Consider the following 23,008-nt stretch of genomic DNA (forward strand, 5'->3'; position numbering starts at 1 on the left):
ACGTTGGCCAGCTCGCGGACGTTGCCCGGCCATTGATAGCGCTGGAGCAGCTTCAAGGCGTCGTCCTCGACCCGGATGACCTTGAGCTTGCCGTCGGGCAAACGGTTGAAACGGCCGAGCTCCAGGAATTTCTTGATGATGAGCGGGATATCCTCGGCCCGCTCGCGGAGCGCCGGCAAGTGAACCTTGACGACCGAGAGGCGGTAATAGAGGTCCTCGCGGAAGCGGCCCTCGTCGACCTCTTTGCGCAGGTCGCGGTTGGTGGCGCAAACCACCCGGACGTCGAGATCGACCTTCTCGTTGCTGCCGACCCGCTTGACCTCACGCTGCTCCAGGGCCCGCAACAGCTTGGGTTGGAGGTCGAGGGTCAGCTCGCCGATTTCGTCGAGGAAGACGGTCCCGCCGTAGGCCGCCTCGAAGGCGCCCTTGCGCTGCTTGATCGCGCCGGTGAAGGCGCCTTTCTCGTGGCCGAAGAGCTCGGACTCGATCAGGGTCGGCGCCACCGCCGAGCAGTCGAAGACGATGAAAGGCTTGTCCTTGCGCTGGCTGGCGCTGTGGATGGCCTTGGCGACCAGCTCCTTGCCGGTGCCGGTTTCGCCCTCGATGATGACGGTGGCCAGACTGGGCGCGACCTTCTCCAATAGGGCGAAGATCTGGCGCATCTTCTTGCTCTTGCCGACCAGCTCGCCGAAGACCTGGAGGGGCGAGGGCTCGATCCGGACCTTTTCGTCGAAAGCGACGAACTCGATCTCGCTGTTGCCGATCTTGATCACGTCGCCGGGGCTCAAATAGGCTTCCTTGACCTTGAGGCCGTTGATGAAGGTGCCGTTGGTGCTGTTGGTGTCCTTCAGCAGGTAGGAGTCGGCGGTCATCTCGATCTCGATGTGATGGCGGCTCACGGTGTTGTCGAGCAGGGCGATGTCGTTGTCTTCCTTTTTGCCGATCCGGGTGACTTTGCGGTTGAGATCGAATTTTTTCTTCTCATCGGGCCCCGAGATGACCTTCAGCTGACATTTCCGCAGGGAAACGACGTCGCGGGTTTCTTCCATCTCCAACAATTGAGTTTGCGGCTCTGATTCCGAATTCGACATGAGAAAACCTTATAGCTTTTTGAGATTGGCCATGAAGGACTTGGTTCCTTCGGTGACGGTGAAGCTCGTCGACCAAGTCTGGTAGCCATCCTTCTTGACGGTGATCGTATGGGTCGTTGCCGGCCTTAAGCCCTTGATGCGGAGCGGGGTCGACTTTTGGGGTTGGCCGTTGAGTAAAACCATGGCTCCGGGCGGGTTGGAGTCGACCATGACGATGCCGGCGCCTTCGCCGGGCTTGCCCTCGGTGGTTCCACCGCCGAGGCTGATCGTTCCGAGATTGCGGGTCTCGCCCGGCCGAAGGGTGACGACCCGGGTGACGGTGGAAAGGCCGCTCTTGCTGATGGTGATTTCCAGCGGAGTGCCGGCCGCGACTTTCCAGCGTCCCGGTGAGCTGCCCTTGCGGACGCCGTTGATGAAGACGTCGGCCCCCTTGGGGTTGCTCGAAAGGGCGACGAAAGTTTCGCCGGCGGCCTCGGGCGGAGTCGTCTCCTTCTGCTGCTCTTTCTCCCTTTGCTCCTTCTCGCGCTGCTCTTTTTCGCGCTGAGCCTGGAGCTGCTTTTGGCGTTCGGCCTCCTGTTGCTTCAGCCGCTCGATCTCCTTCGGGTCCTTGGCCTGGTTCAGCTTCTCCTGGGCAAGCTGCTGCTCCTTGAGGCGCTGGGCTTCGAGCTGCTTTTGGCGCTCGGCTTCTTGGCGGGCCTTTTCCTGGGCGATCTGCTCGGGCGTCTTCTCGTCGACTTTGACCAGGCGCTCCTGGACCGAGGCGCCTTGCTTGTCGCTCAAATCGACCGATCGAACCAGGTCTTGGTAACCCTGGCGGGCCAAGCGCACGGTATAGCGCTTGCCGATCTCCTGCTCCGGCAGGGTGGCCGGGGTGACCAGGCCGGTATCGTTGCTGTCGAGGAAGATCTTGGCGCCCGGAGGAGTCGAGGCGACCCGGATCGGCGCCATGATGATCTCCTCGAGCTTCTTGTTAATTTCCATCGGCTCGATGGAATAGACCGTCACCCGCTCCTCGACCGGCCGGTGCTTGTCCAGCTCGAGCCGCAAGGAGACGGTCTGGGAAAGCGGCAGCTCCTCGAAGCTGGCCGGGCTCACCTTTCCGCTGTCCTTGCCGTCGATGAAAATCTTGGCGCCGGGCGGGGTGGTCACGACCTTGATCATGCCGACCGGAATGACCTCCAGGGTTGGGTTCAGCGTGACCGGATTGGGGTCGGCCAGGCTCAAGGTCTGGGTCCAATCCTTGAACTTGGCTTTCTTCAGGGTGACCTTTTGAGGCTCGCCGACCTTGAGGTCCTTGAGGGTCGCCGGCGTGACTTGACCGCTGTCCTTGTCATTGAGGAAAACCTGGGCGCCGGCCGGCGTGGAGCTGACCTGGAGGACGCCGGTGACCACCACCGGCGGCGGCTTGGGCTTGAACCAATCGGTGCCGAAGTAGGTGCCGAGGGCCGTGGCCAGGAGGAGGACGGCCGCGGCGGGGTAGGCCAGCCATTTCTTGCTGCCCTTGGTCTTGGGGGCGGCGGGAACGGCTGGGCTGGGGGCTGGCTTGGCCGCCGCCGGCTTGGGCGGGGCCACCGGAGCCGGCTTCGGCTCGGGCTTGGGCGTCGGAGTTTGGGGCTCCAAGCCCTGGTTGGTCCGAGTGATCTCGGGCACCCCGATCGCCGTTCCGGTGCCTTCGTCCTGGCCGGAGATGAAGGACTCGATGAAGGTCTGAGTCGGCTGCTTCTCGGGGAAGCCGCCGGTGACCTCGTCGTTGTCCCGGTGGACGAGGTTTTGCTGGGCCACCGCGTCGATCATCACCGAGCGGGTTTTGGAGTCGATGGCGACGTCGTCGCCCTTGATTTCGCCCGACTTGGTCTGGATCTCCTGGGCGAAGAGCTTGCGCATCAAGGTCGACAGCTTGCGGGGCGTGAAATCGATATAGGTCGAATAGAGGTACCGGGTCAGGTCGATCTGCATGTCGCCGGCGTTGTCGTAGCGGTCTTTGACCGAGTAGGCCAAGGCCTTGGCCAGGATTTTGCGAAGCCCGATCGGAATCGACTCCGGGAAGGAGTTTTCGTTCAAGCGGGTGGTGCGGATCTTCTTGAGGACCTCGAATTGGGTTTCGCCGGTGAAGAGCTTTTCGCCGGTCAGCAGCTCGTAAAGGATCAGGCCGGTGGAGAAGATGTCGGTCTTGCGGTCGATCGGCTTGCCCAGGGCCTGCTCCGGCGACATGTAGCTGATCTTGCCCTTGAGGATGCCGGCCATGGTGTGGCTGATGTTCATCGCGGCCTTGGCGATGCCGAAGTCGACGATCTTCACCTCGCCCTCGAAGCTCAGCAGGATGTTCTGGGGGCTGATGTCGCGGTGGACGATGTTGAGCGGCTTGCTCTCGTTGTCCTTCTTGGAATGGGCGTAATCCAAGCCCTTGCAGGTCTCGCTGAGGATGTAGACGACGATCTCTTCGGTGAACTTCTCGCTGATCTCCTTGGCCCGGTTCAGCACCTCCCGGAGGTTGATGCCGTTGATGAACTCCATCGAGATGAAGTAGTCGTCGCCGACCTTGCCCAGATCGTAGACCTGAACGATGTTGGTGTGGCTGAGCAAGACCGAGAGCTTGGCCTCGTCGACCAGCATGCTGATGAACTCTTTGTCGACGGCGCAGTGGGGCAGGATTCGCTTGATCGCGAGGATCTTCTCGAAGCCGTCGACGCCGAAGGTCTTGGCCTTATAGATCTCGGCCATGCCGCCGGTGGCGAGCTTCTCGATCAGGAAGTACTTGCCGAAGGGTTTTGGGTGGAACTCCGCCATTTTTGCCTACAAGGTGAATAAATATATCAACAGCAAAACCGCAAACGCCATCGCGCCCATGCCCAGATAATAGGCCCAGCTCAATCCGGCTGGAGCCACCTCGGGCAATTCCGGCGCGGACGATGCTTCGGTGGCCGGCGCCGGGGCCTCGTGGGCCGGGGCCTCATGCTTGGGCCGGGCGATGGTGAGGAAGGTGCCCTTCACCAGCTGGTCGGCCACGATTTCCTCGCCCGGCCGGCGGCTCAAGTAGCGCATGCCTTCCTGCCGGGTCAGCGCGATCTGGGCACCCTGGATCAAGGTGCCGTTGGAGAGGGCGATATCCACCTCCAACAAGGCCTTTTCGCGGTGAGTGCTGACGCCGCGAAAGGTGAATCCCTTGATCTGGGTCGAAGCGATTTGCTCGCTCTGAAACTTCTTCGGATCTTTAGAGAGGAGCTGGATGAAATCGGAAGTCTCTCCGAAACTATCCTTGGCCTCCTGTCCCGCCGCTCCGCCGTCGTCGCGCTTCTTGTCCTCCTTCGTTTCCTTGGTCGCCGCGATCTGCCAAGGATCTACATTCCGCGTCTTTTCGATACGGTCGACCACCGATGAGCCACCTTCATTCTTTCAGCGAGGAAACTTATGCGTCTTAAGGCGGGGCTGCGATCAAGACGATGTCTTGGCCGCCGCTGAGCTCTTGCCGGCCTTGCTTTCAACCGGCTTGGAATCGCTGGAGGCGCCTTCTTTTGGCTTGGCGCTCGAGTAGCCGTCTTTATACCAACCGCCGCCCTTGAGCGAAAATGAGGTTTGGGAGATGAGCCGAGTGACCGGACCTCCGCAAATCTTACATTTTTTCAAGGGCTTATCGCTGACCTTTTGCAACTCTTCGAAGTGACGCTGGCAGGCCGCGCACTGGTATTCATAGACCGGCATAAGTCCTCTACTGATTGCACCTTATTCAATTTTAGGGAGGCGAAGGTCAAAAAAGCAACTAAATTCTTAGGCTTAGGATTTATGGTGACTCCAGACCGCAGCGCTCGCCTCCGCCGCGCTGAGGCCTGAAATCTCCACCCATTTGCTACGACTTTTCTCCCCAAGCAAGATCTTTATATTTGCGCGCTGGATTTTGAAAAAATCCTGCAGAAAGCGGAGAAGCGCCGCGTTGGCTTTCCCGTCTTCGGCCGGCGCCTTGAGTTGAATTTTGAGATGACCTTCTTCCACTTTCACCAGTCGGTCGCGGCCGGCCTTGGGTTGGACTCGGACCGCCAGGCTGCAGCCTTTCGGGCTTTCCCGAAGCCAGGCCGGGAGGCTGGTCACGGTTGAACCATCAGGCGCTGGCCGTAGTGGAGGAGGGTGGCGACGGCGAAGTTCTCCAACAGAACGATGAGAAGCCAGGCGACGAGCGGCGTGAAGTCGATGCCGGTGCGGAATAGCGCCCGTGGCAGGAGGCGCCGCAGCGGCCGGAATACCGGCTCGGTCGATTGGCGAAGGAAGCGGACGATCGGATTGTGCGGATCGGCATTGACCCAGCTGATGATCACCGCGCCGAGGATGATGTATTGGTAAATCGTCAGCAGGATGGAGAGGACCTTGGCGACCGAGACCAAAAAAGAACCTAGCGGGAACATTCGTTCTGCTCCTTGATCTCGGTGGCTCGCCGGCTGGCTCGGGCCACCGCGCGGCTGACCTTTTCGGCGACCTTGGCGTCGGATAGGACTTTCAAGCCGGCCTCGGTGGTTCCGCCCTTGCTGACCACTTGGGCGATCAGCTCCTCGGGCGCCAAGCCGGTGCTCTGCAACAGCCCAACGGCCCCGCGCAGCGTTTGATAGGCGAGGCGCCGGGCTTCGCTCATTTTCAGGCCGGCTTGCCGGCCGCCCTCGGCCAAGGCGTCCGCCAAATAGTAGACAAAGGCCGGGCCGCTTCCGCTCAAACCGGTGACGGCGTCGAGCCGGGCTTCGTTTTTCACTTCAAGAGTTTCGCCCAGAGCATCGAGGATGCGAAGAGTTTCGCGCCGAGTCGCGGGCTTGACCTTGGGGTCGAAGTAGACGCCGGTCATGCCTTGCCCGATCAAAGCCGGCGTGTTGGGCATGAATCGAACCAGGCCGGGGCCGGCGCCCAGCCACCGGCGCAGGGTCTTGCATGAAATGCCGGCCAACATCGAGAGAACCACCGCGTCTTTCGGCAAGGCCGGCGCGATTTCGGTCAATACCTCTCGAGCCTGGAATGGCTTGATGCCGAGCCAGATCCAACGGCAGCCGGCGGCCAGCTCGAGGTTGTCGGCGGTGGTGGCGACTTTGAGCTCCCGTCCCAGCCGAGCCAGCTCCGCCTTCGATTTTCGGGAGACGAGGACGTCTTGCGGACGGGCCAAGCCCGATTTCAGCAAGCCCTTCAGCAGGGCCTGAGCCATCTTGCCGGCGCCGAGAAAGCCGTGTCGGTAATGCGAAGAGCTTTTCTTCATATCCGAGGTCCGAAGAGCCGGCTGCCGACGCGGATCAAGGTGGCACCTTCCTCCACGGCGACTTCATAGTCCTGGCTCATGCCCATCGATAATTCGACCAGGCCTGGGTCAAAGAATCCCGAAGCCCGGATTTCGTCAAGCAGCGATTTGAGCCGGCGAAAATAAGGCCGGGAGGCTTCGGGGTCCTCGGCCGGCGGCGGCATCGTCATGAGCCCGCGCCAGCGGAGGCCCGGCAAGGCGGCGTATGCCGGCAGCTCCCGCCGGAGTACATCGGCGCTCATTCCCGACTTGGTGGCTTCGCCGGCCAAGTTTAGCTCCCAGAGAAGGGCTTGGACTTTTCCGGCCTTGAGCGCGGCCTCCGAAAGTTTCCGGGCCAGCTTCAATGAGTCGACCGAGTGGATGAGATCGGCGCTGAGGGCCTCCCGGGCCTTGTTGCTCTGGAGGTGGCCGATGAAGTGCCAGCGAAGCCGGGAAGCGAGGGTCGGATCGGCATTTTCGAGCTCCCGCCGCTTGCCCAGCCACTCTTGGACATAGTTCTCGCCGAAGTCGCGGAGACCGAGCCGGGCCAGCTCCCGGATTTTGGCCGCCGATTGGGCCTTGGAAACTCCGACCAAGGTCACCGAATTCGGCGGGCGGCCGGCCCGGGCCAGGGCCGCAGCAACGCGATCCTGAACTTGGCGTAGGTTCCCTTCCATGGCGTCTCCTATATGTCATTCCGAGGAGCGAAGCGACGAGGAATCTTTGCGGGGTTTCTTGGTGTGACGATCTCCGCAAGGATCCCTCGCTTCGCTCGGGATGACGGGGCCTTCGGCCCGTCATTTTGTTGCCAAAGCGGGGCCCTTTGTGTAGCTTGCGCCGAAAGAGATGCAAGGGCCGGCTTAGCCGGCCCGCGCAGCAAATTCGCAGAATTTGCGAAGTGAGATAATCCCCCATGCCCATTTTCCGCAAAGCCGCGCCCTTATTGGCCCCACTCGTCTTTTTTTTCCTGATCGCCTGCTTCGGCGGGGTCAAGAAAACCGGCAAGGTGGTCGACTATAAGCCGGGGCGGGTCATCACCAAAAAGGGTTACTACCAGGTCGGCGAGCTGCCGGCGGATTGGTACCGGATCAAGCTCGGCTTGGCCGCGATCAACTTCCGCAACGACCGCCACGGATCGACCATCTCGACCGACTCCTACTGCGATCAGGCCTACGACGACGCTCCGCTGCCGGCCTTGGCCAGCCATCTCTACGCCGGCCTCCAGGACATCAAGATCCAAAGCCAGCAACCGTTGACCCTCGACCGGAGGGGCGCATTGCGGAGCTCGGTTCTCGCCAGCCTGGACGGGGTTCCGGTCCAAATCGAAAGCCTGGTCTTGAAGAAGGATTGGTGCCTCTTCGATTTTTACTTGGTCGGTCCGCCCGAGCGGGTGGCCGGAGCGATTCCCGACTTCGAGCGCTTCTACAACGGTTTCGTTTACGTGCCGGAGGAGGGCTGATATGCAGCTGGTTCTGCCATTTCGCGGTGCGCTCTTGTCCCGGACCGGCAAGGCCTTCCTCGAGCTCATGGACTACCTCGGCGGCCTGAGCGTTCTTTCCGGGAAGCTCATCAAGTCGGTGTTTCAGCGGGGCTTCCCCTTCAACGAGACGATCAAGCAGTTCGAGGAAGTCGGCATCAAGTCGGCGGCTTTGACCAACTTGATCGCCTTGTTCACCGGCTTGGTCCTGGCCGTCCAGTTCATCGTCGGTTTGGAGCGCTTCGGGTTGCAGCTCTACACCGGCCAAATCATCGGCATCGCCATCACCCGCGAGCTCGGGCCGGTCCTGACCTCCTTGATGATCGCGGCCCGAGTCGGCTCGGGCATCGCGGCCGAAATCGGCTCGATGAACGTCACCGAGCAGGTGCTGGCGGTGGAGGCGATGGGAGCCGATCCGGTGCAAAAATTGGTGATTCCCCGGGTGGTGGCTTGCACGCTCTGCGCGCCGATCCTCACCGTCGTCGCCGACTTCGTTGGGATCATCGGCGGCATGATCATCACCACCATGCAGACCGGCGTCGGCACCCGTTACTATCTCGACCAGATCACCACCACCGTCCAGATGATCGACTTCGGGAGCGGCATCGCCAAAACCTTCTTCTTCGGTTTCTTCATCGGTGTCATCGCCTGCTATCAGGGCTTGAACACCCGGGGCGGCACCGAGGGCGTCGGCCGGGCCACGACCCTTTCGGTGGTCTACAGCTCGATCGGGATCTTCATTTCGGACTTTTTTCTCACGAAGCTGTTTTTGCTCTTTTAAAATGGATCACGCCTTCATCCAATTTGAGCATGTCAAGAAGGCCTTCGATGAGAAGGTGATCTACAAGGATCTCACTCTCGACATCCAAAAGGGCGAGACCATCACGATCATCGGCGGGTCCGGCACCGGAAAGAGCGTCATGCTGAAGCTCTTGCTGGCGTTGATGCAGCCCGACGACGGGAAGATCCTCTTCGACGGCGAAGACGTCGTGCAGATGGGCCCCGAAGAGCTGAATCGGACTCGAAAGCGGGTCGGCATGCTTTTCCAGGGCGGGGCTCTCTTTGACTCGATGACGGTCTACGAGAACGTGGCATATCCGCTCTACGAGAATTTTAAGGATTACGACGAAGAGAAGATCGCCAAGATCGTGCAGGAGAAACTCGACGTGGTTGGATTGGGCGACACCGCCAAGATGATGCCGTCGGACCTGTCAGGCGGCATGAAGAAGCGGATCGCCTTGGCCCGGGCCATCGCCACCGACCCCGAGGTCATCCTCTACGACGAGCCCACGACCGGGTTGGATCCGACCAACACCAACCGGATCAACGAGCTCATCATTAGCCTGCAGAAGCGCTTCAAGGTGACCTCCCTGGTGGTGACTCACGACATGAACAGCGCTTTCAAGATCAGCGACCGTTTGGCCCTGCTTTACGACAAGAAGATCGAGTGGGTCGGCACCAAGGGCGAGGTCGACCACTCCGACAACGAGATCGTCAAAAAATTCATCGAAGGACAGATCGGGGAATAGCCATGAAAGTCAAAACCTCCCAGCAAATCCGGGTCGGCATCTTCGTTTTCATCGGCCTCATCCTCTCGATGGTGGTCATCTTCCTGCTCGGCGACGGCTGGGCCATTTTTCAGCGCCAGTACAACCTCTACAGCAGCTTCAAGGACATCAGCGGCCTCAAGCTCGACGCTCCGGTTTACTTGGCCGGCATTCAGGTCGGAAGGGTCGACAGCATCGCTTTTCCCGAGAACCTGAAAGACCAGCAGGTCACGATCAAGATGAAGATCCAACATCAGTTCCGCGACCGGATCCGCCAAAACAGCACCTCCCGCATCACCACCCAGGGTTTGCTGGGCGACAAGGCCATCTTCATCTCGATGGGCAGTCCGGAGTACCCCGAGATGAAGGACGGCGATACCCTCAACGCCAAGGAGGGTCTTTCGCTCGAGGCCATCTCCGACCGCGGAACCGAGCTGCTGGATAATGTGACCAAGCTCTCCAAGAACGTCGATGGGCTGGTCGAGGACATCCGAACCAACGAAGGCTTGGTCCATGCCTTGATCTACGACACCGAGGGTAAAGAGATCGTCCGCGATCTGGCCAAGCTCACTCAATCGGCCCAGAGCGTGGTCCGGGAGGTCCAGCAAGGCCGCGGCAGCATCCATGCCTTGATCTACGACCCGGTGGACAAAGACATCGGCAAGGCCTTCTCCCAGACCGCCGAGAACCTCAAAAACGTCTCCCGCGACTTCGCGGCGATCAGCGGAAAGATCGAGAAGGGCGAGGGCAGCGTCGGCGGCCTGATCAACGATCCCACCGTCTATTACGACCTGATGACCCTCCTGGGCAAAGCCAACCGAAACAAGATCCTGCGGACGGTCATCCGCGCCACCTTGGCGACGAACGAGAAGGACCTGATCGAAAAGTAGCGCCACGGCTATATCGCCGCAAATTAAAGCTCCTGCTCAAAAATTCACCCTTGCTTTTGAAAAATTCTTTTCCCCGCCGCCATGCCTGAAAACTATTGCATTGCGCGGCTTCCAGCCTTTGCTATAATTTGCTCAGGGAATACGCTGCGTTGTGTCACCCCTCAAGACGAGGACCATTTAGCTTTGAAAACTGCATAGAGGCGGCAGGCTCGTAAGAGTCAAAGCCGATTTCCGCACGGAAAGAAAGAGAGGACGCATGACGACGTCGGGATCGACCTTGATGGCAGAACTTCGGAATCTCCAAAACGTGCAGCTCTATCAAGATCTGAACTGGGAGGGGAGCTTCGAAGAATATTTGGAAATCGTCCGCCGGGATCCCAAAGTGGCCCGGTCGGCTTTCCAGCGCGTCTACGACATGATCGTCGCGCAGGGCACCGAGGAGTACAAGGAATACAAAAAGAAGATCGTCCGTTATAAGTTCTTCGAAGATCCCTTCGAGAACGGCAAGGACGGGATCTTCGGGTTGGATCTGCACCTGATGAAGCTGGTCCACCTCTTCAAGTCGGCGGCCAAGCGCTACGGCGCCGAGAAGCGGATCTTCCTCCTCCACGGGCCGGTCGGCTCCTCCAAGAGCACCATCGCCCGTCTCCTGAAAAAGGGAATCGAGCACTACAGCCGGACGCCCGAAGGCGCGCTTTACACCTTCAAATGGGTCAAACACCCCTCGGTCGACGCCAAGGAAGTCTTCGGCTCCTCCGAGGAGCTGCCTTGCCCGATGCACGAGGAGCCGCTGCGGCTGATCCCGCCGGAGCTGCGCAGCCGGATCACCGACGAGCTCAACAAGAAGCTGACCGACGGCTTCAAGATCGTCATCGAGGGCGATCTTTGCCCGAGCTGCCGCTATATTTTCAATGCCCTCGGCCATTACTACAAAGGCGATTGGGCCAAGGTCGTCGACAACCATATCCGAGTGAAGCGGCTGGTCTTGAGCGAGAAGGACCGGATCGGCATCGGCACTTTCCAGCCTAAGGACGAGAAGAACCAGGATTCGACCGAGCTGACCGGCGACATCAACTACCGCAAGATCGCCGAATACGGCAGCGAGTCCGATCCCCGGGCCTTCAACTTCGATGGCGAGTTCAACATCGCCAACCGCGGGGTGATCGAGTTCATCGAGGTTCTCAAGCTCGACGTGGCATTCCTCTACGACTTGCTCGGCGCCTCCCAGGAGCACCGGATCAAACCCAAGAAGTTCGCCCAGACCGACATCGACGAATTGATCCTCGGCCACACCAATGAGCCCGAGTACCGCAAGCTCCAGAACAACGAGTACATGGAGGCTCTCCGCGACCGCACGGTCAAGGTCGACATCCCCTACGTCACCCGGCTGGGCGAGGAAATGAAGATCTACGAGAAGGACTTCAATTCCGAAAAGATCCAGGGCAAGCACATCGCCCCCCACACCATCGAGATGGCCAGCATGTGGGCGGTTTTGACCCGGCTCGAGGAGCCGAAGAAGGCCAACCTCACCCTGCTTCAGAAGCTGAAGCTCTACGACGGCAAGACTTTGAGCGGCTTCACCGAGGACAACGTCAAAGAGCTTCGCAAAGAGTCGACCCGCGAGGGCCTCGACGGCATCAGCCCGCGCTATATCCAGGACAAGATCAGCAACGCCCTGGTCAAGGACGCCGAGGGCTGCGTCAACCCCTTCATGGTGCTCAACGAGCTCGAGAGCGGGCTGCGCCATCATTCGCTGATCCGCGACGAGGATCTGCGCAAGCGGATGATGGAGATGCTCTCGGTGGTGAAGGAAGAATATGAAGACATCGTGAAGAACGAAGTCCAGCGGGCGATCTCCAGCGACGAGGAGGCCATCGGCCGGCTTTGCGCCAACTACATCGACAACGTCAAGGCCTACACCCAGAAAGAGCGGGTCCGGAACAAATACACCGGCCAGGACGAGGAGCCCGATGAGCGGCTGATGCGCTCGATCGAGGAGAAGATCGACATCCCCGAGTCGCGGAAGGACGACTTCCGCCGGGAGATCATGAACTACATCGGCGCCTTGGCGGTCGAAGGCAAGAAGTTCGATTACAAGACCAACGAGCGGCTGCACAAGGCCTTGGAGCTCAAGCTTTTCGAGGACCAGAAGGACTCGATCAAGCTGACCTCGCTGGTCACCAGCGTCATCGACAAGGATACCCAGGAGAAGATCGACGTGGTCAAGTCGCGGCTGATCCATAACCACGGCTACTGCGATATCTGCGCCACCGACGTCTTGAACTACGTCGCCAGTATTTTCGCCAGAGGAGACATCAAGGGCCAGTAGCCCGAGAGGAACATGGTTCTCAAGATCGAACAGGACTACAACCGGTTCAAGCAGATCGTCCGCGGCAAGATCAAGCGGGAGCTGCGCAAATTCATCACCAACGGCGAGCTGATCGGCAAGCAGGGCAAGGATCTGATCAGCATTCCCTTGCCTCAAATCGACATTCCCCACTTCACCTTCGGCAGCCGCCAAAAGGGCGGGGTCGGCCAGGGCGAGGGCGCGGTCGGCGATCCGCTGGGTGCCGATCCCGACGAGGGCGGCGATCCCAAGGCCGGCAACGCCCCGGGCGACCATATCCTGGAGGTCGACATCACCCTCGAGGAGCTGGCCGAGATCATGGGCGAGGAGCTGGAGCTTCCCCGGATCGAGCCCAAGGGCAAGTCGAGCATCGTCAGCCAGCGGACCAAGTATTCCTCGCTGCGGCGGAGCGGTCCCGATTCCTTGGTCCACCGCAAGCGGACCTACAAAGAGGCCCTCAAGCGCCAGATCCTGGCCGGGACCTACAAGTCGGAGAAGCCGGTGCTGCTGCCGATCCGCGAGGACCGGCGTTATCGCTCCTGGAAGGAGGAGCGCAAGCCGGAGTTCAACGCGGTCGTGATCTACATGATGGACGTCAGCGGATCGATGGGCTCGGAGCAGAAGGAGATCGTCCGGATCGAGTCCTTCTGGATCGATACCTGGCTGCGATCCCAGTACGACGGCCTCGAGACCCGCTACATCATCCACGACGCGGTGGCCCGCGAGGTCGATCAAGAGACCTTCTATCATACCCGGGAATCCGGCGGCACGATCATCTCTTCGGCCTACAAGCTTTGCCTCAAGATGATCGAGGAAGAGTACGACCCCGCCCAGTGGAACCTTTACGCCTTCCATTTCAGCGACGGCGACAACTGGTCGAGCAACGACACCCAGGAATGCCTCAAGCTGCTCAGCGAGCAGATGCTGCCCAACCTCAACCTGTTTTGTTACGGCCAGGTCGAGAGCGAATACGGCAGCGGCCAATTCCTTCGCGATTTGACCGAGCGCTACGACGGCAAGGAGGAGAGAGTCGTCGCTTCGCGGATCGAGGGCAAGGAAAAGATCTTCGAATCGATCAAGACTTTCTTGGGAAAGGGGAAATAGCCGGATGACGACCGAGCTGGGGCCCGAACTGGAGGCGATCCGCCAAGAAATCGAGGGCTACGCCCAGGAATACGGGCTCGACTATTTCCCGGTGATCTTCGAAGTCCTGGACTGGAACCAGATCAACATGGTCGCGGCCTATGGCGGATTCCCCAACCGCTACCCCCACTGGCGCTTCGGAATGGAGTACGAGCAGCTCTCCAAGTCCTATTCCTACGGGCTCTCCAAGATTTACGAGATGGTCATCAACAACAACCCGTCCTACGCTTATTTGCTGCACTCCAATTCGCTGGTCGACCAGAAGCTGGTGATGGCCCACGTTTACGGCCACTCCGACTTTTTCAAGCAGAACGTTTACTTCGCCCACACCAACCGCAAGATGATGGACGAGATGGCCAACCACAAGACCCGGATCAAGAAGTTCATCGACAAGCACGGGATGGAGGAAGTCGAGAACTTCATCGACGTCTGCCTTAGCCTGGAGAATTTGATCGACACCCATGGCCCGGCGATCCGGCGCCGCCGCGACGGCAGCGAAGTCGCTGCGGATGAGGACGCCGACCCCCGCTCGGCCGTTCCGCGGCTGAAGAGCAAGGACTACATGGACAAGTACATCAACCCCAAGGACTTCCTCGAGGAGCAGGGGCGGAAGGTCGAGGAAGAGCGGCGCCAGAAGAAGAATTTTCCGGAGCATCCCGAGCAGGACGTGCTCCTGTTCTTGATCGAGCACGCCCCGATGGAACGCTGGCAGCGCGACGTCCTGGAGATCATCCGGGAGGAAGCCTATTACTTCGTTCCCCAGATGCAGACCAAGATCATGAACGAAGGCTGGGCCTCTTATTGGCATTCGACGATCATGACCCAGAAAGCCCTCAAGGCCGACGAATTCATCGATTACGCCGACCATCATTCCGGGACCTTGGCTTCACGGCCCGGCAGCCTCAATCCCTACAAGATCGGGATCGAGCTTTACCGCGACATCGAGGACCGCTGGAATAAGGGCAAGTTCGGCAAGGATTACGAGGACTGCGACGACATGGTCGAGAAGAAGCGCTGGAACCGCAACCTCGGCTTGGGCAAGCAGAAGATTTTCGAGGTCCGGAAGATCTACTCCGACCTCAATTTCATCGACACCTTCCTGACCGAGGACTTTTGCCGGGAGCACCGGCTCTTCACCTTCGCCTTCAACAATTCCAAGCAGAACTACGAGATCGCCAGCCGGGAGTTCAAGCAGATCAAGGATAAGCTGCTTTCGGCCCTGACCAATCGCGGGCAACCCTTCATCCGGGTCACCAACGCCAACTATCAGAATCGCGGCGAGCTTTATCTGGTGCATCAGCACGACGGCGTCGATCTGCGCCCCGATTACTCCGAGGAGACGCTGAAGAACTTGCACAATATCTGGAAGCGGCCGGTCGCCCTGGAAACCAAGATCGACGGCAACGAGAAGATTCTCTACTACGACGGCAAGGCCTATCAGGAAATGGCCAAGACGGCCCAGATGTGAAAACCGTCATCCTGAGCGAAGCGAAGGATCTGTGACTGGCTTGGTGGGTATGAGATCCTTCGCTTCGCTCAGGATGACAATGGCCGCTACTTTGTAAGCTTATCCAAGGCTTCTTGGTACTTCTCGGCGGTTTTGCGGACGATGTCCTCGGGCAGGGCCGGCGGGTTCGACTTCTTATCCCATTTGATCGAGGTCAGGTAGTCCCGGACGAACTGCTTGTCGTAACTCGGCGGGTTGGACCCGGTCTTGTATTGATCGGCCGGCCAGAAACGCGAGGAATCCGGGGTCAGGACCTCGTCGATCAAGATCAGCTTGCCATCGTAGAGGCCCAGCTCGATCTTAGTGTCGGCGATGATGATCCCCCGGCTTGCGGCGTATTCGGCGGCGATCGAGTAAATCTTGAGGCAGATGTCCCGGGCCTCGGCGGCGATCTTCTCGCCGACGGTTTTCACCATCTCTTCATAGGAAATGTTCTCGTCGTGCTGGCCCTTGGGGGCCTTGGTCGAAGGCGTGAAGATCGGCTTCTCCAGCTTTTGAGCTTGAACCAAGCCCTTGGGCAGCTCGATGCCGCAAACCGTGCCGCGCTCGGTGTATTCTTGATAGCCGGTTCCCACCAGGTAGCCGCGAACGATCAGCTCGACCGGCAGCGGCTTGGCCTTCTTGACGATGACGCTGCGGCCCTCGAGCTGGCGAAGCTCGTCGGGATCCTGGGTCACCGAGCTCAAAGGGCGGTCGAGGCTGTGATTGGCCACCAAACCTTCGGTTTTCTTCAGCCAAAAATTGGAAAGCTGGGTTAGAATGACGCCCTTGCGGGGAATCGGCGTGGGCAGAATGTGATCGAAGGCCGAGATTCGGTCGCTGGCGACCAGCAAGAGCGCATCGCCCAAGTCGTAGATATCGCGGACCTTGCCGCGGAAAAGGAGGGGAACGCTTTTGAGACGGGACTCGAGCAGGGCCTCGGCCATCTTAGTCAACCTTTTCGGGAAGGGATTGGCGAATGGCCCGGACCCGGCTTTCGGCGATCTCACGGAGGGCGGTGACGACGTCCTTGTTCTTGCTCACGACGAGGCGGGCGCTGCCCTTAGCCAGCTGGCGAACCCGGCGCGAGGCCAAGTGCACGAGCGCAAAGCGGTTTTCGATCTTTTCCAGACAGTCTTCGACGGTGACGCGTGCCATAAAAATCCTTGTATTTCAAGGTGTTGCAACTAGAGCCGGTGTTTATGGCTTATTTTTACGGGGATTTCAAGAAGGATATGGGGCCTGGATCGGGACTTAATGGGTCGGCTTGTTCAGCTTTTCGAGGCGTTCCAGCCGAAAGTCGATGCCTTTGAGCTGGTGATTGGTGAAGACGTATTCTTGCCGCAGGTCTTCGAACTTTTTATAAAGATCGTCGAAACGGCCGAGGGTTTCGTGCCTAAACTCGTCGAATTCGCCCCGCAACCCACCCAATTCGCCCTCGATTTTGATAAATCGGGGTTCCACCAGTCCTCGGTAAAAATCTATCAAAAGCTCTCGAGTTTCGAGGCGCATTTCCTTGCCGAAAGCCGAAAACGCTTCTTTTAGCTCGACCTTCAGCTCGGCTTTCAAATCGGCTTTCAGCTCGGCTAACTCTTTTTTAAAGACGCCTCGAGTCAGGAACTCATCGTCCGGGTTTTTCTTCCTAGGCATGGCAACCTCGCGCTTAAGCTGTTTCGATTTTCCGAATATTTCAAGGTTTAAATTATCTTCCGAAGGAACGAACCACCGCCATCGTCGTCTCGTGCTCCTTGGAGAGGAAGGCATTGGCCAGCTCGACCGCGGATTGCTTGTTTTGGGCTACGTCCCGGATGAAGGTTTGCAGCACCGCGATGTCGTCGTTGGCTTGGGAAACGTCGTTTTGCAGGATTTGGAGCTTCTTGGCGCCTTCGGCCGAGTCGGTCTTTTGGCTCTGAATGTCTTGGGTGAGCTTGCGCTTCCGGTCTTGAATCTCTTGGACTTTCGTCATCAAAATTTGAGTCATCTGATTCGCCATCCGGGATTCGACGTGAGCGAACATCATCATGGCGAGCGAGATATTCCCGGAGCGAATGGCCAGCATCATCAAATGAACGAGGCGGTTGAGCTTGGCATCTTGGGAGAGAGTTTCGGCTTGAGCCAACCGAGCCGAGCCGGCGCTTAAATTTTGCAAGGTGCTACGGCAAATTTCCTTTTCCCAATCGATGGGCTCCAAGGTGAGGGGATTCTGCTCGGGGAAGCTCAAGCCCCCCCGGCCTTCGATGCCGATCTCCTGGAAAAAGCGGGCGACGTCCTCGCGCGAATCCTGAGACACTTCGAGCCGGCTCTTGAGCTTAAACACCGGAAGCTCGACCGGCTCGGGGTCGAGGAGGGTGTCGCCGCGACCGGCGGAGAGGATGCAGCCGCCATTTTGGAGGTTGTTCAAGAGTGCCGATTGGGGAGAGGCCGGGCCGAAGCCGCAGGCCGAAGTCTTCATGCGCGGCGCCGTGCTCGCGGCTCCTCCTTGCCAATTTTCGATTTGTTTCTCGATCAAGATTTTCATCGAGGTCAACATGGTTCCTCCTTCAAAAAGCCCCGGCCGGCAAAGGCCGGGGCCCCGTGTTTTTCTCGCGTCACGCGACGGAGAGGTGAATGTCGGTTTTAAACTCGGATCATGAGCTGGTAATTTTTTTGGACTTGGCGAACTTGGCGATCGAGACCCAGGTAGCGGCCCTGCTCGACGCTTTGGACCATTCGCGACTTGAGCTGACGGATTTTTTCTTCGATTCGCTTTTTCTCTTCGTGAAGAGCTTCGGGCTTCATGGAGGCCTCCTGATCGGCTGATGGCGGGAGGCGATGCAGGGCGGGTGCCGAAGTGGGTCGATTTCGGGATACCTTATAAGTAATTGAAATTATTGTAATTTATTAGATAGCTTCGGAGAGCGCCAGGGGGCGGCGCGGCCGGATTTCCTTCCCGGTGTCCGAATTTAAGACTGGGTAAAAAAAAGCCGCTTCCCAAAGGAAGCGGCTTCCCGGAGTGCCCCTCAGGAATTTCTTAATTCCAACGCCGGCGAATGGCGAAGCCCGCCGCCGTCAGTATTCCAAAAATTGCCCAACTTTGAATAAATCCCGGCTGGGTCGATGGGCCGAGCCGGCACCCGCCGTCGCCGCCGCCACCGGTGTCGTCGCTTAAAATCTCGACCGACACCGTGGAGCTGTTGTTGTCGGAATTTCCGTCGAAGGCACCGAGGACGGTGGCCGTATTGTCGGCGATTCCGTCATTGATCGCTTCGACCGTCAGGTTCACGGTGACGCTCTCGCCGGCGGCGATGGTGCCGAGTGCGCAAGTGACGGTTCCCACGATGTCGGCGCAGCCGGCATCGGCATCCCGGAAGGCGACCTCACTGGGCAGAACGTCGGTGATGGTGGCCACGCTGCCGTCGGGACCATGATTGGTCACGGTCAGCGTGTAAATGAAGCTGTCGCCGACGATGACGATCTCGTCGCTGGCGGTCTTTTCGATGGAAATATCGGCCGATTGAGCCGCGGCCATTGAAGGAAATCCAAGGGCGCAGAAACCGGCGATGAGAAGTCGAGAGAAGCTAATCGGCCGTTTTCGAAGCCAGAGAATCGAGCTTAAGCCGATGGCGAAAATTCCCCAGGCCGGAGCAGCGCTCTTCGAGGCCGATCGACCGATCCGGCAGCCGCCGCCATCGGTGTCGTTGCTCAAGACATTGATTGTCACGCTGGAGCTGTCGTTCGAAGGATCGGTGTCGACGTCAGCGCCGGACACCGTGGCCGTGTTCTCGACGGTGCCATCGTTGTTGGCCTCGACGACGACGCTGGCCGCGGCGCTGGCGCCGGGATCGAGGTCGCCCAGGTCGCAGGTCACGATGCCGCCGCTTTCGGCGCAGCCGGCGTCGACCGAGATCAAAGTCACCTCGGAGGGCAGAGTGTCGCTCACCACCGCCGGGCTAATGCCGGGGCCGTTATTGGTCACCGTCAGGGTATAGGTGATCTCGTCGCCGACCACGTAGATCTCGTCATCGGCCGTTTTGACGATGGCAAGATCGGTAACGATGGCTTCGACTGACCCGATGTCGCAGGCCGAGCCGGAGGGCCGGAGGAAGCCGCGCTGATCGGTCGTCAAGACGGCGCCGCTGCCGTCGAGGCAGCCGCCGGGGTTGCCGCCGTCGATCGCCGGGCTGCCGGCCAGCAAGTTATGAGTCTGGGTCGGGCCGCCGTTGTCAGCCAAAGGCCCGATCAGCGGATCGCCGACGATGTCGTCGGGGTTGTTGCCGATCGGGAAGCCGTCGGGCTCGCAATCGGCGTTGTTGGGGCTGCCGAAAATATTATAGCCGTCGCTGGTGATGTTGATGCCGGAGCAATCGTCGGAGCTGCCGCTCGAACTGTTGGCGGTGAAGATGCTGTTGCGGAGCAAAACCGGATTGCCGAAGACTCCGCCGCCGAGGCCGGCCGCGCTGTTATCGGCGACGGTGACGTTATTCAGCGAAAAACCGAATTCCGAGCGAAGAATCATCAGGCCGCCGCCGTCGACGCCGGCTTCATTGCCGCTGAAAGTGCTGTTGGTGATTTCCTTCAGCGTTCCGCCGCTTCCCTGATGGTACAAGCCGCCACCGTTTCCGGCGCTATTTCCGTTAAAGGCGCTGCCGAGGATTTGCAGCCCACTGCCGTTGTTGATGAAGGCCCCGCCGCCGTTGGCGGGAGCTTGGTTGCCCGAGAAAGTGCTGTTGACGATTTTGAAGAACCCTCCGCCGCTGCCTCTGATCCCTCCACCGTCGCCGGTGGAGGCAACGTTTTCGCTGATCACGCTGTCCAACAGCTCGAAGGCGATTCCGCCGGCGCCATTGGAAACGTAGATCGCGCCGCCGGTTTCGGCCTGGTTGCCCATCGCTTGAATATTGGAGAAGGAGACTCCGTTGGGAGCTCCGTGACGAATCGCGCCGGCCTGGCCGTTGACGGCTCGATTATTGGTCAAGATCACGTTTTTGACCAGGTCCAGGGGGCTGATGTTGGCGCCGTGCGAGAGAGCGATGGCTCCAGCGTTGGAGCCGGTGCTCTCGTTGTTGTCGTAAAGGCCGCCATCGATGACGACCGTGGGGTTGGTGCCGTCGATGATGACGGCTCCGCCGTCTCCCGCCGCTTTGTTGCCGATGAAGTCGCAATTCAGGATATTGACGGGATCGGCGTCGACGGTGGCCCCGGTGTCGGAGAAAAGGGCTCCGCCATCGCCGGGTGAATTGCCGCCTTCCAAGGTCAGGCCCTGGAGAGTCATGCTGACGTCGGGGCCGGTTACCTGAAGAATGCGCTCGTTCAAGCCGGCCGCGGCTAGAATCTTGGTGTTGGCCGGACCCTGGCCTTGAATCGCGATTCCGTAAGGTGAGCCTTCGCTGAAATCGAGGTCGCCGCTTTCCGGGTTTCCGGCTTCGGGGATGCTCAAGGTGTAAGTCCCGGTGCCGAGCTCGATGACGTCGGCTCCGGGATTGGCGTTGGCGGACAGAGCGGCTTCGCGGAGCGAGCAACGGGTGGGGTTGCTGCCGGCGCCGGTGCAGCCGTTGGGCGCGGCCACCGGCGTGGGGTCGTCGAAGACGTTGGGGGTGAAGGTGATCGCGTGGAGCGGTGGGCTTGCTAGGCAGGCGGTCCCAACCAACACACTCACACTCAGCAAGGTGCTTTTCATGGTTCTCCTCGGTTTTTCTTCAGCGTTGATCCTAATTCAATCGCCTTCGGCCCAGCGAGCCGGCCGCCAATAGCCCGATTCCCAAAAGCCCCCAACCCAGCGGAGCCCCGCGGCTTGGGGATTGGCCGATCCGGCAGCCGCCGCCGTCGGTGTCGTTTCTGATGACGTTGACCGTCACGCTGGAGCTGTCGTTGGAGGGGTCGGTGTCGACGTCGGCACCGCTGACGGTGGCGGTATTCTCGACCGTGCCGTCGCTGTTCGCTTCGACGACGATGTTGACCGCCGCGCTTTCGCCTGGATCGAGGCTGCCCAGGTCGCAGGTCACGGCGCCGCCGCTTTCGGAACAACCGGCGTCGGCCGAGACAAAGCTGACCTCGCCGGGCAGGATGTCGGACGCGATCGCCGGGCTGATGCTGGGCCCATTGTTGATCACCGTCAGGGTGTAGGTGATCTCGTCGCCGACAACATAGACTTCGTCGTCGGAGGTCTTGACGATCGCCAGATCGGTCAAGGCGGCTTCGACCGCGCCGATGTCGCATTCGGGTCCGGAGGGCCGCACGAAACCCCGCTGATCGGTGGTCAAAGTGGCTCCATCGGTGCCGAGGCAGCCTGCGGGATTCCCGCCGTCGAGAGCCGGGCTATCGGCCTCCAGCATATGGGTCTGGGTGGGCCCGCCGTTGTCCGCCAATTCCTTCAGGCCCGGATCGTTGACGCCGGTCTGGTCATTGGAAAGGGTTGTGACCGCGCAGTCGCCGATTTCGCCGAAGAGGTTGTAGTTGCCCGAGGTGAAGGTGAGGCCCGAACCGACCGGGACGCCGTCGCAATCGGAAAAGGCTCCGTTAAAGGTGTTTCCGGCGAGAACCGAATTGGCGATCGTTACCGTCAGTCCGACGTCGCTGGAAAGGATTCCGCCGGTCGCAGCTTGGGCGGTGTTGGAGAAAATGGTCGCGTTGCGGAAGTTAAAGATAGCACCGCTCTCACCGGAAACGGCGCCGCCGCCTCCGGTCGCGGAGTTTCCGGAGATCGTGCTGTTATTTAGAGCGACGATAGGGCTGAACATGGCGAAGAAGCCGCCGCCTTCACCGCCGGATGTGTTTCCCGAGACGGTGGAATCGTCGAGCTGCAACTCAAGGCTGCTGCCGGTCCATATTCCGCCGCCGTCGCCGCTGGCTTGGTTATTCGAGATCGTCAATTGGCTGTACACGTTGACCTCGCCGGCGCTTCCCTGGTGGGTATAAATCCCGCCGCCCTGGCCGGCCCGGTTATCAACCACCCGGCCTTGGGCGAAGTCGAGCTCCGCGCCGCCTCGGGTGAAGATACCGCCGCCCTCGGCTGCCGCTTCGTTGTCGAATATCTCAATGTTGCTCATCGTCACGTTGGCCCCGTTGACATAAAAGATACCTCCGCCGGCGGAAGCCGATTGGTTGCCGCTGACCGTTCCGTTCGTCCAAGAAAGGGTCGATGACTCTCCGACCCTCAAAGCCCCGCCGCCGTCCTGGACGCTGACCGTTGTGGCCTCATTGCCCGAGAAGGTGATGTCGGAGAATGTGGCAGTGGAGGAGTTTTTCACTTCGACCGCACCACCCTGGGCCGCTCGGTTGTTCTCAAAGCGGCAATCGGCCAGATTCAGCTCGATTCCGCCGACAACGGGCATGCCGATCGCTCCGCCATTTTCGGTTCCGGCGTTGCCGTTGCGGAGGGTCATTCCCTCGACCGAAAGAGACATCGAGCTGACGGCATAGGTGAAGATGCGCTCATTGATCAAAGCGGCGTCGATGACGGTCTTGTCCGAACCCAGGCCTACCACCGTGACTTCGCTGCCTCCTTGGGTAAAGTCCAGATCACCGTCTTCGGCGGTGTCGTCGTCGCCGGTCTGGGCCAATTGATAGGTTCCTTCCGAAAGGACGATCTCGTCGGTATCGGCATTGGCGTTGGCCGATAGCACCGCCTCGCGCAGCGAGCAGCGGGTGGGATTGCTCCCCTGGCCGGTGCAGCCGTTCGGCGCGGCGACGGGCACCGGGTCGTCGAAGACGTTAACGGTGAAGGTGGTGGCGCCGGCCGGACTAATGCCGAGCAGGGCCGTTGCGCCCAACAGAGCGCCAACAATACTCGATTTCATAGAGCCTCCT

The 23,008-nt window shown here is 59.9% G+C and carries 22 protein-coding genes; 7 read left to right on the forward strand and 15 right to left on the reverse strand.

All coding sequences use genetic code 11. The features are described 5' to 3' along the window. From VJR29_00375 to VJR29_00410, 8 genes are all read right to left on the reverse strand, one after another. Positions 1-1,091 (reverse strand): sigma 54-interacting transcriptional regulator (locus VJR29_00375; GenBank protein ID HKY61848.1); only part of this gene is annotated, 1,091 nt, incomplete at its 3' end. A gap of 9 nt (positions 1,092-1,100) precedes the next feature. Continuing rightward, the gene (locus VJR29_00380) at positions 1,101-3,878 is read right to left on the reverse strand and encodes a PEGA domain-containing protein (GenBank protein ID HKY61849.1); all 2,778 of its coding nucleotides are present in this window, start codon (positions 3,876-3,878) and stop codon (positions 1,101-1,103) included. A 6-nt stretch (positions 3,879-3,884) separates the two neighbouring features. Further along, positions 3,885-4,463 (reverse strand): hypothetical protein, encoded by a 579-nt coding sequence (locus tag VJR29_00385; GenBank protein ID HKY61850.1) that lies wholly within the window; start codon positions 4,461-4,463, stop codon positions 3,885-3,887. Positions 4,464-4,523: 60 nt separating this feature from the next. Next, the gene (locus tag VJR29_00390; protein ID HKY61851.1) at positions 4,524-4,790 is read right to left on the reverse strand and encodes a zinc ribbon domain-containing protein; all 267 of its coding nucleotides are present in this window, start codon (positions 4,788-4,790) and stop codon (positions 4,524-4,526) included. Positions 4,791-4,862: 72 nt separating this feature from the next. After that, on the reverse strand, positions 4,863-5,174 hold the full coding sequence (locus tag VJR29_00395; GenBank protein ID HKY61852.1) for a DUF167 domain-containing protein: 312 nt from the start codon (positions 5,172-5,174) through the stop codon (positions 4,863-4,865). Further along, entirely contained in the window at positions 5,171-5,485 is a 315-nt protein-coding gene (locus VJR29_00400) for a YggT family protein (protein ID HKY61853.1), read from the reverse strand. The genes VJR29_00395 and VJR29_00400 overlap by 4 nt, the downstream gene beginning before the upstream one ends. Beyond that, the gene (gene proC, locus VJR29_00405) at positions 5,473-6,315 is read right to left on the reverse strand and encodes a pyrroline-5-carboxylate reductase (protein ID HKY61854.1); all 843 of its coding nucleotides are present in this window, start codon (positions 6,313-6,315) and stop codon (positions 5,473-5,475) included. Before proC ends, VJR29_00400 begins: the two co-directional genes overlap by 13 nt. Further along, positions 6,312-7,010, reverse strand: a complete 699-nt coding sequence (locus VJR29_00410; protein HKY61855.1) for a YggS family pyridoxal phosphate-dependent enzyme — start codon at positions 7,008-7,010, stop codon at positions 6,312-6,314. The genes proC and VJR29_00410 overlap by 4 nt, the downstream gene beginning before the upstream one ends. 236 nt (positions 7,011-7,246) lie before the next feature. On the opposite strand from VJR29_00410, the gene VJR29_00415 reads away from it, so the two are divergent. From VJR29_00415 to VJR29_00445, 7 genes are all read left to right on the forward strand, one after another. Further along, the gene (locus VJR29_00415) at positions 7,247-7,792 is read left to right on the forward strand and encodes a hypothetical protein (GenBank protein ID HKY61856.1); all 546 of its coding nucleotides are present in this window, start codon (positions 7,247-7,249) and stop codon (positions 7,790-7,792) included. A gap of 1 nt (position 7,793) precedes the next feature. Further along, positions 7,794-8,591, forward strand: a complete 798-nt coding sequence (locus tag VJR29_00420) for an ABC transporter permease (protein ID HKY61857.1) — start codon at positions 7,794-7,796, stop codon at positions 8,589-8,591. A gap of 1 nt (position 8,592) precedes the next feature. Next, a complete protein-coding gene (locus tag VJR29_00425) occupies positions 8,593-9,339 on the forward strand; it encodes an ABC transporter ATP-binding protein (protein ID HKY61858.1) in 747 nt (248 codons plus the stop codon). Positions 9,340-9,341: 2 nt separating this feature from the next. After that, positions 9,342-10,247 carry an MlaD family protein gene (locus VJR29_00430; protein HKY61859.1) on the forward strand — a complete coding sequence of 302 codons (906 nt, stop codon included), beginning with the start codon at positions 9,342-9,344 and terminating at the stop codon, positions 10,245-10,247. A gap of 256 nt (positions 10,248-10,503) precedes the next feature. After that, positions 10,504-12,576: a serine protein kinase gene (locus VJR29_00435; GenBank protein ID HKY61860.1), complete on the forward strand. Its 2,073-nt coding sequence runs from the start codon at positions 10,504-10,506 to the stop codon at positions 12,574-12,576. Between the two features lie 12 nt (positions 12,577-12,588). Then, positions 12,589-13,698: a DUF444 family protein gene (locus VJR29_00440; GenBank protein HKY61861.1), complete on the forward strand. Its 1,110-nt coding sequence runs from the start codon at positions 12,589-12,591 to the stop codon at positions 13,696-13,698. Between the two features lie 4 nt (positions 13,699-13,702). Continuing rightward, complete coding sequence (locus VJR29_00445) at positions 13,703-15,205, forward strand: SpoVR family protein (protein ID HKY61862.1); 1,503 nt, start codon at positions 13,703-13,705, stop codon at positions 15,203-15,205. A gap of 86 nt (positions 15,206-15,291) precedes the next feature. Here VJR29_00445 and VJR29_00450 read toward each other — a convergent pair whose 3' ends face one another. From VJR29_00450 to VJR29_00480, 7 genes are all read right to left on the reverse strand, one after another. Beyond that, positions 15,292-16,170: a phosphoribosylaminoimidazolesuccinocarboxamide synthase gene (locus tag VJR29_00450; GenBank protein HKY61863.1), complete on the reverse strand. Its 879-nt coding sequence runs from the start codon at positions 16,168-16,170 to the stop codon at positions 15,292-15,294. Between the two features lies 1 nt (position 16,171). Further along, positions 16,172-16,381, reverse strand: a complete 210-nt coding sequence (rpoZ, locus tag VJR29_00455; GenBank protein ID HKY61864.1) for a DNA-directed RNA polymerase subunit omega — start codon at positions 16,379-16,381, stop codon at positions 16,172-16,174. 96 nt (positions 16,382-16,477) lie between these two features. Beyond that, complete coding sequence (locus VJR29_00460) at positions 16,478-16,873, reverse strand: hypothetical protein (GenBank protein HKY61865.1); 396 nt, start codon at positions 16,871-16,873, stop codon at positions 16,478-16,480. A 52-nt stretch (positions 16,874-16,925) separates the two neighbouring features. Continuing rightward, positions 16,926-17,753, reverse strand: a complete 828-nt coding sequence (locus VJR29_00465; GenBank protein HKY61866.1) for a hypothetical protein — start codon at positions 17,751-17,753, stop codon at positions 16,926-16,928. Positions 17,754-17,839: 86 nt separating this feature from the next. Then, positions 17,840-18,001 (reverse strand): hypothetical protein, encoded by a 162-nt coding sequence (locus VJR29_00470; GenBank protein ID HKY61867.1) that lies wholly within the window; start codon positions 17,999-18,001, stop codon positions 17,840-17,842. A gap of 232 nt (positions 18,002-18,233) precedes the next feature. Further along, positions 18,234-20,879, reverse strand: a complete 2,646-nt coding sequence (locus VJR29_00475) for a choice-of-anchor Q domain-containing protein (GenBank protein ID HKY61868.1) — start codon at positions 20,877-20,879, stop codon at positions 18,234-18,236. 31 nt (positions 20,880-20,910) lie between these two features. Next, a complete protein-coding gene (locus VJR29_00480) occupies positions 20,911-22,998 on the reverse strand; it encodes a choice-of-anchor Q domain-containing protein (protein HKY61869.1) in 2,088 nt (695 codons plus the stop codon). Positions 22,999-23,008: the final 10 nt, after the last annotated feature.

The organism is bacterium (assembly GCA_035281585.1).
Classification (GTDB): Bacteria; UBA10199; UBA10199; order DSSB01; family DSSB01; genus DATEDP01.

What these genes read in the sequence shown, in the direction of transcription:
- VJR29_00380 (HKY61849.1), bottom strand. Translation starts at nt 3,878, where the DNA reads ATGGCGGAGTTCCACCCAAAACCCTTCGGCAAGTACTTCCTGATCGAG.
- VJR29_00390 (HKY61851.1), bottom strand. Translation starts at nt 4,790, where the DNA reads ATGCCGGTCTATGAATACCAGTGCGCGGCCTGCCAGCGTCACTTCGAA.
- VJR29_00400 (HKY61853.1), bottom strand. Translation starts at nt 5,485, where the DNA reads ATGTTCCCGCTAGGTTCTTTTTTGGTCTCGGTCGCCAAGGTCCTCTCC.
- proC (HKY61854.1), bottom strand. Translation starts at nt 6,315, where the DNA reads ATGAAGAAAAGCTCTTCGCATTACCGACACGGCTTTCTCGGCGCCGGC.
- VJR29_00410 (HKY61855.1), bottom strand. Translation starts at nt 7,010, where the DNA reads ATGGAAGGGAACCTACGCCAAGTTCAGGATCGCGTTGCTGCGGCCCTG.
- VJR29_00415 (HKY61856.1), top strand. Translation starts at nt 7,247, where the DNA reads ATGCCCATTTTCCGCAAAGCCGCGCCCTTATTGGCCCCACTCGTCTTT.
- VJR29_00420 (HKY61857.1), top strand. Translation starts at nt 7,794, where the DNA reads ATGCAGCTGGTTCTGCCATTTCGCGGTGCGCTCTTGTCCCGGACCGGC.
- VJR29_00425 (HKY61858.1), top strand. Translation starts at nt 8,593, where the DNA reads ATGGATCACGCCTTCATCCAATTTGAGCATGTCAAGAAGGCCTTCGAT.
- VJR29_00430 (HKY61859.1), top strand. Translation starts at nt 9,342, where the DNA reads ATGAAAGTCAAAACCTCCCAGCAAATCCGGGTCGGCATCTTCGTTTTC.
- VJR29_00435 (HKY61860.1), top strand. Translation starts at nt 10,504, where the DNA reads ATGACGACGTCGGGATCGACCTTGATGGCAGAACTTCGGAATCTCCAA.
- VJR29_00440 (HKY61861.1), top strand. Translation starts at nt 12,589, where the DNA reads ATGGTTCTCAAGATCGAACAGGACTACAACCGGTTCAAGCAGATCGTC.
- VJR29_00445 (HKY61862.1), top strand. Translation starts at nt 13,703, where the DNA reads ATGACGACCGAGCTGGGGCCCGAACTGGAGGCGATCCGCCAAGAAATC.
- VJR29_00450 (HKY61863.1), bottom strand. Translation starts at nt 16,170, where the DNA reads ATGGCCGAGGCCCTGCTCGAGTCCCGTCTCAAAAGCGTTCCCCTCCTT.
- rpoZ (HKY61864.1), bottom strand. Translation starts at nt 16,381, where the DNA reads ATGGCACGCGTCACCGTCGAAGACTGTCTGGAAAAGATCGAAAACCGC.
- VJR29_00460 (HKY61865.1), bottom strand. Translation starts at nt 16,873, where the DNA reads ATGCCTAGGAAGAAAAACCCGGACGATGAGTTCCTGACTCGAGGCGTC.
- VJR29_00465 (HKY61866.1), bottom strand. Translation starts at nt 17,753, where the DNA reads ATGTTGACCTCGATGAAAATCTTGATCGAGAAACAAATCGAAAATTGG.
- VJR29_00470 (HKY61867.1), bottom strand. Translation starts at nt 18,001, where the DNA reads ATGAAGCCCGAAGCTCTTCACGAAGAGAAAAAGCGAATCGAAGAAAAA.
- VJR29_00475 (HKY61868.1), bottom strand. Translation starts at nt 20,879, where the DNA reads ATGAAAAGCACCTTGCTGAGTGTGAGTGTGTTGGTTGGGACCGCCTGC.
- VJR29_00480 (HKY61869.1), bottom strand. Translation starts at nt 22,998, where the DNA reads ATGAAATCGAGTATTGTTGGCGCTCTGTTGGGCGCAACGGCCCTGCTC.